13 protein-coding genes are annotated in these 12706 nt (G+C 72.9%); 5 read left to right on the top strand and 8 right to left on the bottom strand.

Going from position 1 to position 12706, the window contains the following annotated elements; genetic code table 11:
* Positions 1 to 7: 7 nt before the first annotated feature.
* A complete protein-coding gene (locus ACFUO4_RS32870; protein WP_383491741.1) occupies positions 8 to 1009 on the bottom strand; it encodes an endonuclease/exonuclease/phosphatase family protein in 1002 nt (333 codons plus the stop codon).
* 10 nt (positions 1010 to 1019) lie between these two features.
* On the bottom strand, positions 1020 to 1769 hold the full coding sequence (locus ACFUO4_RS32865; RefSeq protein WP_383491739.1) for an alpha/beta fold hydrolase: 750 nt from the start codon (positions 1767 to 1769) through the stop codon (positions 1020 to 1022).
* Between the two features lie 84 nt (positions 1770 to 1853).
* Here ACFUO4_RS32865 and ACFUO4_RS32860 point away from each other — a divergent pair, with 84 nt between their 5' ends.
* Complete coding sequence (locus ACFUO4_RS32860) at positions 1854 to 3182, top strand: PLP-dependent aminotransferase family protein (RefSeq protein ID WP_383491737.1); 1329 nt, start codon at positions 1854 to 1856, stop codon at positions 3180 to 3182.
* Here the strand turns inward: ACFUO4_RS32860 and ACFUO4_RS32855 are convergent.
* The gene (locus ACFUO4_RS32855) at positions 3097 to 3630 is read right to left on the bottom strand and encodes a hypothetical protein (RefSeq protein ID WP_383491735.1); all 534 of its coding nucleotides are present in this window, start codon (positions 3628 to 3630) and stop codon (positions 3097 to 3099) included. The genes ACFUO4_RS32860 and ACFUO4_RS32855 overlap by 86 nt on opposite strands.
* 192 nt (positions 3631 to 3822) lie before the next feature.
* Between ACFUO4_RS32855 and ACFUO4_RS32850 the strand changes: the two genes are divergently transcribed.
* Complete coding sequence (locus ACFUO4_RS32850) at positions 3823 to 4347, top strand: hypothetical protein (RefSeq protein WP_079311277.1); 525 nt, start codon at positions 3823 to 3825, stop codon at positions 4345 to 4347.
* 62 nt (positions 4348 to 4409) lie between these two features.
* Here ACFUO4_RS32850 and ACFUO4_RS32845 read toward each other — a convergent pair whose 3' ends face one another.
* Positions 4410 to 4853, bottom strand: coding sequence for a hypothetical protein (locus ACFUO4_RS32845; protein WP_383491733.1), 444 nt, complete (start codon positions 4851 to 4853; stop codon positions 4410 to 4412).
* 148 nt (positions 4854 to 5001) lie between these two features.
* Between ACFUO4_RS32845 and ACFUO4_RS32840 the strand changes: the two genes are divergently transcribed.
* Positions 5002 to 6177 carry a PP2C family protein-serine/threonine phosphatase gene (locus ACFUO4_RS32840; protein ID WP_383492247.1) on the top strand — a complete coding sequence of 392 codons (1176 nt, stop codon included), beginning with the start codon at positions 5002 to 5004 and terminating at the stop codon, positions 6175 to 6177.
* A 69-nt stretch (positions 6178 to 6246) separates the two neighbouring features.
* A complete protein-coding gene (locus ACFUO4_RS32835; RefSeq protein ID WP_079311274.1) occupies positions 6247 to 7305 on the top strand; it encodes a hypothetical protein in 1059 nt (352 codons plus the stop codon).
* Here the strand turns inward: ACFUO4_RS32835 and ACFUO4_RS32830 are convergent.
* The 3 genes from ACFUO4_RS32830 to ACFUO4_RS32820 form a co-directional block, all read right to left on the bottom strand.
* Entirely contained in the window at positions 7295 to 9247 is a 1953-nt protein-coding gene (locus ACFUO4_RS32830) for a YncE family protein (protein ID WP_383491730.1), read from the bottom strand. The two genes, ACFUO4_RS32835 and ACFUO4_RS32830, sit on opposite strands and share 11 nt — an antisense overlap.
* A gap of 132 nt (positions 9248 to 9379) precedes the next feature.
* Positions 9380 to 10615, bottom strand: a complete 1236-nt coding sequence (locus ACFUO4_RS32825) for an amidohydrolase (protein ID WP_383491728.1) — start codon at positions 10613 to 10615, stop codon at positions 9380 to 9382.
* A gap of 28 nt (positions 10616 to 10643) precedes the next feature.
* A complete protein-coding gene (locus ACFUO4_RS32820; protein WP_383491726.1) occupies positions 10644 to 11186 on the bottom strand; it encodes a GNAT family N-acetyltransferase in 543 nt (180 codons plus the stop codon).
* Positions 11187 to 11286: 100 nt separating this feature from the next.
* Here ACFUO4_RS32820 and ACFUO4_RS32815 point away from each other — a divergent pair, with 100 nt between their 5' ends.
* Entirely contained in the window at positions 11287 to 11847 is a 561-nt protein-coding gene (locus ACFUO4_RS32815; RefSeq protein ID WP_079311271.1) for a tellurite resistance TerB family protein, read from the top strand.
* Positions 11848 to 11904: 57 nt separating this feature from the next.
* On the opposite strand, the gene ACFUO4_RS32810 is transcribed toward ACFUO4_RS32815, so the two are convergent.
* On the bottom strand, positions 11905 to 12684 hold the full coding sequence (locus ACFUO4_RS32810; RefSeq protein ID WP_383491724.1) for an NPP1 family protein: 780 nt from the start codon (positions 12682 to 12684) through the stop codon (positions 11905 to 11907).
* Positions 12685 to 12706 lie beyond the last annotated feature (22 nt).

Below are 12706 nucleotides of genomic sequence, written 5' to 3'. Positions count from 1 at the left end.
TTACACGTCATCCGCCCTGGTGCAGGTCCAGTTCGACCAGCAGCGCCCGGTGGTCGGTGTCGGGCAGGTCCAGGAAGCGGGCCTTCTCGCAGGAGAAGTCCGGCGAGACCAGCACGTGGTCGATCTGGGCGCCGAACGCGGGCGCGGTGCGGGCCGGCCAGCTCGGGGTGCGGTCGGAGCCGGCCAGCCGGGCGGCGTCCCGGAGACCGGCGTCGAGGAGGTGCCGGAAGGCCGCGTGGTCCTGGGAGGCGTTGAAGTCACCGGCCAGGACCAGCGGTGCGCCCCGGTGCCGGGCGGCGAAGTCCCGGAGCGTGCCCAGTTCCCGCTTCCACACGCCCACCTGGCCGGGGAGGGGCGGCATGGGGTGCGCGAGCTGGAGCCGTACGGCCCGGCCGTCGACGTCCGCCACCGCGCCCGGCATCCCCATCGTGCCCGGGACCGGGTCGGCGGCCGTGAGGCGGTGGCGGCTGAGGATCACCGAGCCCTCGGAGCCGGCGCCCGGCACGGTCCGCCGGTTCGGGTAGGCGACGCCGAGGGTCCGCTTCAGCTCCGCCGCGCAGGTGTACTCGCACTCCTGGACGAAGACGAGATCGGGTTTCTCCCGGCGCACCACGTCCACCAGGGCCCCCGTACCGCGCCCGAACTCGACGTTCGAGGTGAGGACGCGGAGCGAGGCGAGGACCTTGCCGTCGGGTTCGCTGATCTTCCCGTACGGCTCGATGAACCACGCCAGCAGGCCGAGCAGGGCCACGCCCCAGACCAGGCCCACCCACCACCGGGACAGCAGCGTGAGCAGCAGTCCCGCACCCGTCGGCACCAGCAGCCACGGCAGGAAGGCCAGCAGCTGGGGCACGGGCGTGATGCCGTCCGTGTCGGCCGTACGGCAGCCGACGACGATGCTCACGACGGCGAACAGCAGCCCCCCGAGCCAGGCCCCGGCCCGCCTGCCTCCTCGCTTTCCCGGCACGGCGCGTACATCGGTGTCCCCGGTGGTGGACTGGTGTGTCACGGGACCGACCCTACGAGCGCTCGTCCACCTGTGTCAGGAACGCCGCCAGCGCCGCGTTGAACTCCTCCGGCCGCTCCAGGTTCGGCATGTGGGCGGCGCCGGGAACCACCAGCAGCTCCGCGTCGGGGAGCGCCGCGTGCATCGCCTCCGCGTCGGAGACCGGGGTGTACTCGTCGTCCGTGCCGACCACCACCAGCGCGGGGACCTTCACCCGGGTCAGCAGGTCGCGGTAGTCGGGCCGCAGGGCGCGGGCGCGCAGGGCCGCCGCGGCGCCCTCGGGGGAGGTCGCCGTCATCATGCCGTGGACGTGCGCCTTGACCCGCGCGTCGGCGTACGGGGCGACCATCTTCTCCAGCACCTCGTCGGCGTACCCGCGCATGCCCTCGCGCAGCAGCCGGTCCGCCGTCGCGTTCCGGGCCCGGGCGCCCTCGGGGGTCTCCGGGGCCGGGAAGGTGTCGGCGAGGACCAGGCCGCGGACCCGGTCGGGGTACTGGCGCTGGAAGTCCATGACGATCTGCCCGCCCATCGACAGGCCCGCCAGCACGGCGGCCCCGACCCGCAGGTCGTCCAGAAGCGCCGCGATGTCCCGGGCGAAGTCGGGGAACTCCCTGACGCCGGGGAGCACCGGGGAGGTGCCGTAGCCGCGCAGGTCGGGGGCGATCACCCGGCGGCCGGCGGAGAAGGCCTCGATCTGCGGGGTCCACATCGTGTGGTCGAAGGGGTGGCCGTGGATCAGCACCAGGGGTGCGGGATCGGTCATGGTCCCGACCCTAGGCAGCCCCCGCTCCTCGGTGCAATAAAATCTTTGCCCTCGGTGCAATCGCAAGGAGCACGTGGGGGAACCGTGGACGACTACCGGGCCATCGCCGACCGGCTGGCCGACGACATCACGGCCGGGCGCCTCAAACCCGGCCAACGGCTCATGCCGCAGCGCCAGTTCGCGCGGCGGCGGGGGATCGCCGGGTCGACGGCGGGGCGGGTGTACGCCGAACTCGTACGGCGGGGCCTGGTCGTGGGCGAGGTCGGCCGCGGCACCTTCGTACGGGCCGCCGCGCACGACCCCACCGGCCGGGCCCTCATCGAGCAGGCGAGCGCCGCGCCGGTGAACATGGAGCTCAACTACCCGGCCGTGGCAGGGCAGTCCGAGCTCCTCGCCCCGCTCCTCGCGCCCCTGCTGCGCCCCGACGTCCTCACCGAGGCGCTTCTCCCGGCCGCCGCCACCGGCACGGCACCCGCGCGTCAGGCCGCGGCGAGCCTGCTCGCGACCCCGGGCTGGCGTCCCGGACCCGGCCGGGTCCTGTTCGCCGGCAACGCCCGGCAGGCCATCGCCGCCACCCTCGCCTCCCTCGTGCGCCCCGGCGGCCGGGTCGGCGTCGAGCCGCTGACATACCCGCTGGTCAAGGAGATCGCCGCCCGTCTCGGCCTGGTCCTCGTGCCGCTGGCCGACGACGAGGACGGGCCGCTGCCCGAATCGCTCCTCGCCGCCCATCGCACGGCTCCGCTGTCCGCGCTCTACCTCCAGCCGACGCTCCACAACCCGACGTCCCGGACCATGAGCGACGAGCGGCGGCGGCAACTCGCCTATGTCATCGGCGAATTGGGGCTGCCGGTCGTGGAGGACCGCATCTGGTCCTTCCTGCACCCCGACGCCCCCGACCCCTTCGCCGCCCACGCGCCCGCCCTCACCCACGTCGTCGACAGCCTCTCCAAGCGGGTCGCGCCGGGGCTGACGGCCGGCTTCGCCGTCGTACCGGAGCACCGGGCCGACGCGGTCGCCGCCGCGATCCGGTCCGGGGGGTGGAGCGCGGGGCGGTTCGCGCTGGAAGCGGCGGTGCGGGTCATCGGGGACGGGGTGGTGGAGCGGCTCGTCGAGGCCAAGCGGGCGGACGCCGCGCTGCGGCAGCGGATCGTCGCCGAGGAACTCGACGGGTTCGCCGTACGGGCTCATCCGCAGGTGTACTACGCCTGGTGGGAGCTGCCCGCGCCGTGGCGGGCCGACACCTTCGCGGCCGCCGCCGCGGCGCACGGGATCGCGGTCACGCCGGGCCCCGCCTTCGCCGTCGACCCCGGCCGCACCCCGGACGCGGTCAGGCTCGGGCTCGCGTCGGCCGCGGTGCCGGATCTGCGACGGGCACTGCGGACACTTGCCGGCGTCGCGCGTACCGGGCCGTGAGCCAGGTCGCGCAGGCCACCGTGAGGCCGAGGGCGACCAGCAGCCAGGAGACCGTGCGCAGGGTGCCGGTGAGGGCGTCGTAGATGACACCGGCGGCGCTGCGGTGGTCGGCGTCGGGCAGGTCGGCGAGGGTCATCCGGCGGCCGACGGCGACGGCGAGGCCCAGCAGTCCGCCGCCGAGCGCCGTGCCCAGCGAGGTGGCCGTCACCGCGCGGCGGCGGCAGGCGGCGACGGCGATCCCGGCGGCGGCCAGCACCAGGGCGCTGACGGGCAGCCAGAAACCGGCGAGGTCGAACGGCACGTAGGCGTCGGTGAGTCGGCGTCTGACCTGGGCGAGCTCGACGGTCGTCCAGTACGCCGCCCAGGACGCCAGCACACTGAACGGCACGAGCAGACAGGCCAGGCCGATGAGGGCGGCCGAGAGGGCGTTGCGAAGGCGTGGGCGCACCCTTCCAGGCAAGGCCGCGGCGGGTGGGGGCGCGAGCGGGGGCGGTGCATTCGGGTGTACGGCCCCCTGAGCCTGCCTCTGAGGTCGACCCTCCACGGCCTCACACCCCAGTCCCCCCAAGCCCTCTCGCTCTCCAGTGGAGGGTTCACCCGAACGGGTGTTTCCTGGATCTGGGGAGAAGGAGGCCGATCCATGCGCACCACTCCGGCCCTGCGGACCCTGGCCGCGGCCCTGCTCACCGGCGGCACCCTCGTCGCCGCGGCAGCGGGCACCACGGCCGCAGCCGCCACCCCGCCGACCTTTGCCGACGGACACGGTGGAGGCGGCGGATCCGGCGGTCCGATCTGGGGCACCATCGTCTCCGGCGTCGACCTCAACGTGAGGGCCGCGCCCACCACACACTCGCCCGTCGTCGACCAGCTCTCGCCGTGGAGCCAGGATCGCGTGGACTGCAAGGTCCTCGGGCAGAGAGTCAACGGCAACCCCTACTGGTACTGGCTCGTCGGCGCACAGGGCTGGGCGAGCGCCGCGTTCGTCGACACCGGCGGGCGCGGGGTGCCGACCTGCTCCGACCCGTGTCCCGAGTGGAAGGACGGCTCCTGGAGCAACTGGGACGACCCGTACATGAACGACTCCTGGAGCGTGTCGAGTTCCGGCACCTGGAGCTTCTCCGGCTCGTGGAGCTTCACGGTGACCAGTTCCTCGGCCGGCTGGTGAGAGAGGGAGACAGAAGGGCCCGGCAGCGGCTGCCGGGCCCTTCTGCCGACCACGTCCGGGCGTCAGCGGATGCGGTTGCCCTCGGCGTCCTCGCGCGTGTAGTAGCGGTAGAAGAACACCATGAAGATGCCCGCCGTGACCGCCACCCCGAGCGCAACGGACCTGAGCACGCTCTCGCCGGTCTGGCTGTAGAGGAAGCCGATCGCCGCGCCCGCGAAGGCGGACTTCACCAGCGAGTGCAGTTCGCGCTTGAGCTTCGGCGCGAACGTCGCCACCGCGAGGCACAGCACGATGAACGCCAGCGCGGTCACGAAGCCGAACAGGATGTTCCAGCCGGTGATCTCGCCGCCGCCGCGCCGGTTGGCGGCGGCCCAGTAGCCGTAGACCAGCCCCAGGACGACGGGAATCCCGTACCGGGCCGCCGTGTGGACCTGCGGGCTGAAGACGTCGGGCGACCGTCCGGCGAGTCCGGACCTGGCGCCGGACGCGGGTGCCGCATGAGCCATGAGAGGTCTCCTCTCTCTCCTCGCCCCCGCCTACCAGAGCACACCGGGGAGAGGGGCCTGGCAAGTCGGAGTGCGGCCCCCGTCTCCCCGTGTTTCGCTGAATCGCATGAAGCACGGGCTGAGGCCGGTCGGCGGGCGACGCGGTCCGATGGCCCGGCTGCCCCGGCCCGCCGAGGAGAGCGACGTCCTGCGCCGGCAGCAGCTGCTGCGGGTCCGCGGGCACAGCCTCGCCTGGGTACCGCCGCTGCTGATGCTCGCCGGGATCGCACTGATCGACTTCTACACCGCCGGCGAGTTCCGGATGATCACCTGGGTGGTGCTGGTGCCCGGTATCGCCGCCGCGATCTGCGGGGTGTGGGGCACGGCCGGCTTCGCGGTGCTCGCCCTGCTCACCTACGTCCTCGCCGACTCCTCCTACCCGACCTGGTACCGGAGCGGACTGGCCGACTTCCTCCTCGTCGGCATCGGCGGGGCGCTCGCCGTCCTCGCCTGTGTGGTCCGGGTCCGCGGCGAGCGGCACATGCTGCACATGCGGGACGTCGCCGAGACCACCCGCCGCACGGTGCTGCGCCCGCTGCCGCCGGACTGGGGCGGCCTCGACCACGCCGCCGTCTATCTGGCCTCCGACGTCGAGGCCCGGGTCGGCGGCGACTTCTACGACGTCCAGCAGGGCCTGCACGGCACCCGCGTCCTCGTCGGCGACGTGCAGGGCAAGGGCCTCGGCGCGGTGGAGGCGGCCGCCGCGCTGCTCGGCACGTTCCGCGAGGCGGGGTACCACGAGGAACTCGGCACCGTGGCCGAGCGCCTGGAGCTGCGCATGCTGCGCCACGGCCGGCACCTCGCCGCCCTCGGCCGTGACGACGGCGACCGCTTCGCCACCGCCGTCCTGCTCGGCTTCCCCGACGACACCTCCGGCGTGGTGGACGTCGTCGTCTTCGGCCACGAGCCCCCGCTGGCCGTCGGCCCCGACGGGGTACGGCAGCTGCCGGTCGGCAGCGGACTCCCGCTGGGCCTCGGCGAGCTGTCGGCCGACGGGCCGCCGCCCGTGCAGCGCGTCCCCCTCGCCGACACCGAGACCCTGCTGCTGACCACCGACGGCGTCACCGAGGCCCGCGACGCCGACGGCGTCTTCTATCCGCTGGCCGCGGACGTCGCCCGGGCCGTCGCCGCCGATCCGCGGGCCGCCGAACCCCGCCGCCTGGTCGCCCACGTCCGCGACGGCACGCTCCGGCACAGCGGCGGTCTTCTCGCCGACGACACCACGGTGTTCGCGGTCCGCCGCGCACCGACCGGAACCGGCCGAAAGGGACGTTCGCAGTCCTGAGGTCCACCTTTGCAGCCGCAGCCGTTACGGTGCTGACGTACGTGATCGACGGGGGATGGGGAGGGACCGATGCCCGGAACCGTGCTGCTGCTGGCCGCCGCACCGGCGGGCAAGGGGTGTCTGGTCGACGCCGCGTCCGTCCTGCCCGTCCTCGCGGCCGTGCCGCCCGCCGTGCTCTCCGGCGCGGACACCGCCAACGTGGTGGAACTCGCGGACCCGTTGGACCCGCAGGCCGTGCTGACCCGGCTGCGCGCCGCCGCGGCCGCCCCCGGACCGCTCACCGTCTTCGTCACCGGCCAGCTCCAACTGGACCGCCGCCAACGGCTGCCGCACCTCGCGCTGGCCCGCACCACCCCGGCGACCGTCCGCTACAACGGGTTCCCCTGGCACTGGTTCAAGGACGAACTGCGGCTGCGCCCGGCCGGCGCGACGGCCTTCGTCCTCGACCTGCACGCCGACCCCGAGACCTGGGAGTGGCTGCGCGCCAACCCCCTGGACACCGGCCGCAACAACGCGGTGTACGGGCGGATCGCCCCGCCGCCGTCCCGGCGCAGCCTCGGCACGCCCGCGTACATGAAGACGGTCGCGACGATCCTGCGCAGCGGACACCGGCCGCCCCTCGACCAGTTGCACCAGCAGGCGCTCGGCCGCCTCCCGCAGGAGAGCGTCGGCTATGTGCTGAGCGCGCAGGGCCCCGAGGCCGGAGATCCGCACGCCCTGATCTCGGCCGCTGTCGCCGCCCGGCGCCACGGTGACGCGGACGCTCTCGCCGCACACCACGAGCTGAACGCCGTACGGGCGCACGGCCCCGCCTCCGAGGAGGCCCTGCACTGGAGTGAGGTCCGGGCAGACCTGGCGATGTTCGCCGGGGACCCGGTGCGCAGCTGCCGGGCCTGGCTGGCGGTGGCGACCACGCGCCTGACGGCCGGGCAGGCACCGGACGCGCCCGCCGTGGAGGCCGCCGTCGACCGCGCCCACCACCAGTGGGGCCGCATCGACGACCCAACGCGGGCCCGCGAACTGGGGCCCGCGCTGGCGGAGTTGAGAGCCCGGGTGCCAGGGCGCCGGGAGGGTGCCCTGGACCATGTGCACCGGCACCTCAGTCAGTTGCAGACGCTCACTTCGTGAACGTGAAGTACTTCCAGGAGCCGTACGTCGTGGTGTTCACGCTGTCGCCCGAGCCGCTGACATAGGAGTTGCGGACCCGGAAGCGGACGCCCGTCGGCGGGGTGCCGGTGAGCTGCACGGCGGACGTGCCGGCCGAGTCGAGCTTGAAGTACTCGCGGTACGTGGTCACCCAGCTGGTGCCCGACCAGTACTGGATCTGGAGCAACTGCTTGCGGCCCCCGTACGGCGGCAGCTTCGCCGTGACCACCGGGTCCTTGGACTGGCGGAAGAACAAGTACGTGTGGCCCCACGTGGACTTGGACTTGTAGGCGCCGCTGACCGACGTGGAGATCGACACCTTGGCGCCGACCGTGCTCTGCGTCGACTTCGGCGCGTAGCGGGCGTCGCCCGCGAACTTCGCCGTCAGCTTGGTCTTGCGCTTGAGGTCCACGACGACGGACAGATTGCCGTCGGCGTTGACGGTGCCGGTCTTCACCAGCTTGTTGGGCTTGTCCGCGCCGTAGGGGTCGGCCCAGATCTCCACCGTGCGGTTCTTGTACGTCGTACCGAGGTGCGCGGTGAACTTCACGTCCTGGCCGTACGCGTAGACCTTGCCGTTGTTGTTCAGCGTCAGGGTCGGGGTCGCGCGCGAGACGTCGACGGTGTCGGAGGCGGTGGCGGCGGTGTGCTCCGCGTCGCCCGCGTACGCGACCTTGTACGTGACCTTGGCGCCGGCCGGCGGGACGTCCGTGAAGCTGAACTTGCCGCCCGTGCCGAGGGACTTGGTGCCGAGGGACGTGCCGTTCGGCGACTCCAGGTCGGTGCGGGTGACCGTGATCGGCGTACCGGCGGGCAGCGCCAGGTCGGCGGTGAGCGTGCCGGTCACCGTCAGGGTCTTGGCCCGGGGCGCGGAGGTCGGTGCGTTGACCTTGAGCGTCGCGGCGTACTTGCGGGGCTCGTCCACGACCCGGAACTGGGGCGTGTAGTAGGTGTCGGTGACGAGGAACAGCTTGCCGCCGTCCGCCGACCAGTTGGTGAGGTGGCCGCCCGGCATCCAGTCGTGCGACAGGTTGCGCACGTTGACCGGCTTGCTCGCGTCGGTGGGGAACACGTACGTGTCGCCCACGTCGTCGGTGTCGAGGACCGTGGCCGCGACCGTGCCGTCCGGGGCGACGGAGACCGTCAGCGGGTTCGACGGGACGGGGTAGGTGCGCACCTCGGCCAGGTCGGAGAGACGGTACTCGGTGAGGGCCCGGGTGCCGGGTCCGGCGACGACGACGTTCAGGCCGTCGGGGGTGAGCGCCGCGTCCTTGTAGAAGCCGTCCTTGTCCTCGGTGACCTTGAGGACCGGGGTGCCGGAGGAGATGTCGTAGACGACCATCGGGCCGGAGCTGATGTTCGTGTCGAGGGCGAGCAGCGTGCCCGGGTTGTCGGGGTCGGCGTAGAGGGCGGGCGGGCTCGAGAAGTCGTGGCCCACCGCGAGGCCCAGGGTGACCGTCGGCGTCTCGGCGGTCAGGTCGACCACGCCGAGGTCGGAGTCCCACTGGTCGCCGTAGCCGAACCACAGCTTGCCGTCGGCCCAGGCGAGGCGGGACGGGATCGTCCCGGTGCCGGTCGGGTACTCGGCGGTCTGCGCGAGGGTCGCCGTGTCGAACGCGACGATCTTGTCGGCGCCGGGGACCGCGGCGTACAGCGTGCTGTCGTCCGGGCTGAGCGTCAGGTCGCGGACCTGGGGCAGGCCGGTGAGGGTGCCGACGACGGCGCCGGTGCCGTCGGCGACGGCGATCTGGTTCGTGAACGGGTCGCTGATGAAGACCCGCTGGTGGGTGCCGTCCACGACCGTGTCGGACGCGTCCTCGAGGGCCGTGACGGGCTTGACCGAGTCGGCGAACGCCGGAGTGGCGGTGAGAGCCGCCGAGCTGAAGAGGACCGCCAGCGTGGTGGCGGCCGCGAGGGAGCGCATACGCACTTCTGTTTCGAACCCCCCGGAACGAATGTGGAGACCGCACGCGGCCGGTCACGTGCGGGACCTGTGCGTCGCGTGTGGCGAGTGAGCGAAGAGTAAGTCATGCCGCCGACAACGACGCCGGAGGGGTCACAGGTGGGCCAGCGCACCGGCGACGAGGGCCCGGACCCCCGGGCCCACCGCCGAGATGTCCGGTGCGAAGTGGGGGCTGTGGTTGCTGGGGATCGCGTCGAGCTTCGCGAACAGGTCGTCGCCGCCCGGCGCCGCGTCCCAGGTCGCGGCGGGGGTCGTGGTCACGAACCAGTAGGCGTACGGCTGCCCGTCCGCGGCCAGCAGGGAGAAGTCCTCGCTGCCCATCGCCGGGCCCGGGTCGAGGACCGTGCCGTCGCCGAAGACCTCGCGGTGCACGGCGGCCACCCGCCGGTCGGCCTCGGCGTCGTTGACGGTCGCCGGGAAGGAGGCGCCGACGCTCACCTCGGGCTCGCGCGGGCAGCCCGCGGCATGGCACTCGCCCTCGGCGATCCGGCGGATCGCGGCGACCATCCGGTCCCGGACGGCCTCGGACCGGGTCCGCAGGTTGAGGGAGATCCGCGCGGTGGAGGGGATGATGTTCGGCGCGGTGCCCGCCTCGATACGGCCGACGGTCAGCACGGCCGACTCGCGCGGCGCGATCTCCCGGCTGACGACGCTCTGGAGCCGGGTGACGAGATACGCGGCCGTCAGCACCGGGTCCACGGTCGTCTCCGGCCGCGACCCGTGCCCGCCGCGCCCGTGCACGACGATCTCCACGTCGGTCGTCGCGGACAGGATGAGCCCCGGAACATGCGGGTACAGCCCCACCGGACCCGGCGCCGCGTGCTGCCCGAGCAGCACGTCAGGCCGGGGCACGCGCGCGTAGAGCCCGTCCGCGACCATCGCCGCGGCCCCGCTGCCGGTCTCCTCGGCGGGCTGCCCGACGACGACCAGGGTCCCGTTCCAGGCGTCCCGCCCGGCGGCCAGCGCCCGGGCCGCGCCCGCCAGCCAGGTCACGTGCAGATCGTGCCCGCACGCGTGCATCACGCCGGGCGTCCGGGAGGCGTACGGCAGCCCGGTCTCCTCGGTCACCGGCAGCGCGTCCATGTCGGCCCGCAGCAGCACCACGGGTCCGTCTCCGTTGCGCAGCACCCCGGCGACACCGGTGCCGCCGACGCCCTCGACGGTGTCGTACCCGGCCGCCTTCAGCCGCCCGGCGAGCAGCCCTGCCGTGCGGTGCTCCTGCCCGGACAACTCGGGATGACGGTGCAGATCCCGGTAGAACTCCTCCAGCTCGGGGAGCCCGAGCTCAGCGGTCAGATCCAGCGCGGTACGAGCGGCGGCGGAGGTCATGCGGGGCAGCGTATGCCGAGGAACGTCCTCAGGGTCCGTCCTGGGTGTCCTGGGACCGCATACCGAGCCACTGCTCCGCGTCCCAGGCCACGAACCGCTCCACCTCGGCGAACCCCAGCTTCGCCGCGAGCCGCATGGAGCGGGCGTTGGCGGTCTGGGTGTGCAGCACGACCGGCTCCCCGGGAAGCGCGCCGGCGAGCCAGTCGAGCGCCGCGGCGCACGCCTCGCCGGCGTATCCGTGCCCCCACGCGCGCGGCAGGAACAGGTAGCCGAGATCGACCTTCCCCGCGGCGGCCGGGCGGACGTGCTCCGGCGCCCGCCTCAGCAGGAGCTGTCCGATCATCGCCCCGTCGGCCTCGACGACGAAACTCCCGGGCCACTGCTCGGGCACCTCGGGAGTCCCGCGTTCGAGCTCGTCGCGCGAGCGAGGCCCACCGAGGTAGGTGTGGACATCCGGCGAGGCGAGCAGCTCGATGAACGCCGCGCGGTCCCGGGCCTCGGGGGCGCGGAGGACGAGCCGTTCGGTCTGGATCGGTGCGGGAGGCCAGGTGACGGGTCCTAGATCACTCATGGCGGCAACGTAGCCCCCCGGCTTGATGGAACCTTTACCGGGGCAGGGGCGTTGTGCGGTGGGGATCCGTCAGACGAGTACGAGCACCGAGGTGACGTCAATGGCACTGTTCGACCGGCTCAAGGACCAGGCCAAGGGCCTGCAGCAGCAGGTGCAGGGCGGGCGCGGCACGAGCGGCGGCCATGGGGGCGGCCACGGCGGTGGCCGTGCGGGCGGCGGCTCGCGCTCTCAGCTCGTCGGGCTGTTCAAGACGCAGCTCGGGTCGATCAAGGCCGAGCTGAAGAGCGGTGCGTACCGGGACGCGAGCATGGCGATGTGCGCGCTGGTCGCGGCGGCGGACGGTCAGGTGGACGCGTCCGAGATGCAGCAGATGGAGTCGATGATCCTCACCAACGAGGTGCTGCAGAACTTCCCGCCGGAGCAGCTGCGCACGCGGTTCCACAAGCACGTGGAGCAGCTCACCCGCAACTTCGCGCAGGGCAAGTCCGAGGCGCTCCAGGACATCGCCAAGGCCGCGAAGAAGCCGACGGAGGCCCGCGCGGTCGTCCAGACCGGCATCGTCATCGCCGGCGCCGACGGCCACTTCTCGCAGGCCGAGCAGATGGTCCTGCGCGAGGCGTGCGCGGCACTGAACCTGGACCCGGCGGAGTTCCAGCTCTGACGCCGAAGCGGCCGGCGACGCGAAGAGGAGAGCAGGCGTCGCCGGCCGCGACGTGCGTCAGAAGGCGGGGACCGCAGAGGGCCGGGCCTTGTTGATGTTGTTGACGAGGTTGTTGGTCAGCGGGAAGTTGGCCCTGCCCCACTGGGAGTTCCACAGGGCGTCGCGCGGTGCCTGGGGCATCTGCTCCATGGTGACCAGGGCCGGGGTGTCCCAGTGGTTGCCCGGGCCCCAGGCCTCCGTGTCCTCGCCCCATCCGGCGAAGCGGAAGGCGTGGGTGCTCGCGCCGTCCTTGTGATAGACGATCTTGACGTGGTTGCCGTCCATCGGCACCTCGTTGATCGGGTGGGTGCTGTAGTCGCCGTGCCGGGAGGCGGCCAGGTACCGGGGGCGTTCCTCGCCCTGCTTCTGGAAGACCACGACGGATTCCCAGTCGTGGCGGTGCCCGAAGGCGTCGGCGCCGTTGAGCGTCTGGTCCTTCTCGAAGTACAGCGCGTACACGTAGGCGCACCAGCCGTTCTCGCACCGGGACTGTGCGTAGGTGTTGGCACGGCCGAGGTGGTTGCTCTGGCAGCCGCCGGTGATCGAGCCGCTGGGGTTGAGGCCGCCGTTAAGGTGTCCGCTCGCGTCCACGGCAGCCGCGGGGTAGCAGCCGTCGTTGTCGTAGTCGAACTCCGGCATGTACTTGTTCTGGAACGTGCTCGCGTTCCACGGCAGCGGGTTCAGGATCTCGGCGCTCGCGCTTCCCGTCAGACCGACGGTCAGGGCGGCGGCGCTGCCCAGGACGAGGGCGGCCCGGGCGAGGCGGGACCGGCGGCGGGACGTGGCTGTCTGCGGCATGTGGGTGCTCCAGCTGTTCGGG

The sequence above is a fragment of the Streptomyces sp. NPDC057280 genome, from assembly GCF_042668605.1.
Taxonomy (GTDB): Bacteria; Actinomycetota; Actinomycetes; order Streptomycetales; family Streptomycetaceae; genus Streptomyces.
This window is presented reverse-complemented; position numbering and strand designations above follow the sequence as displayed.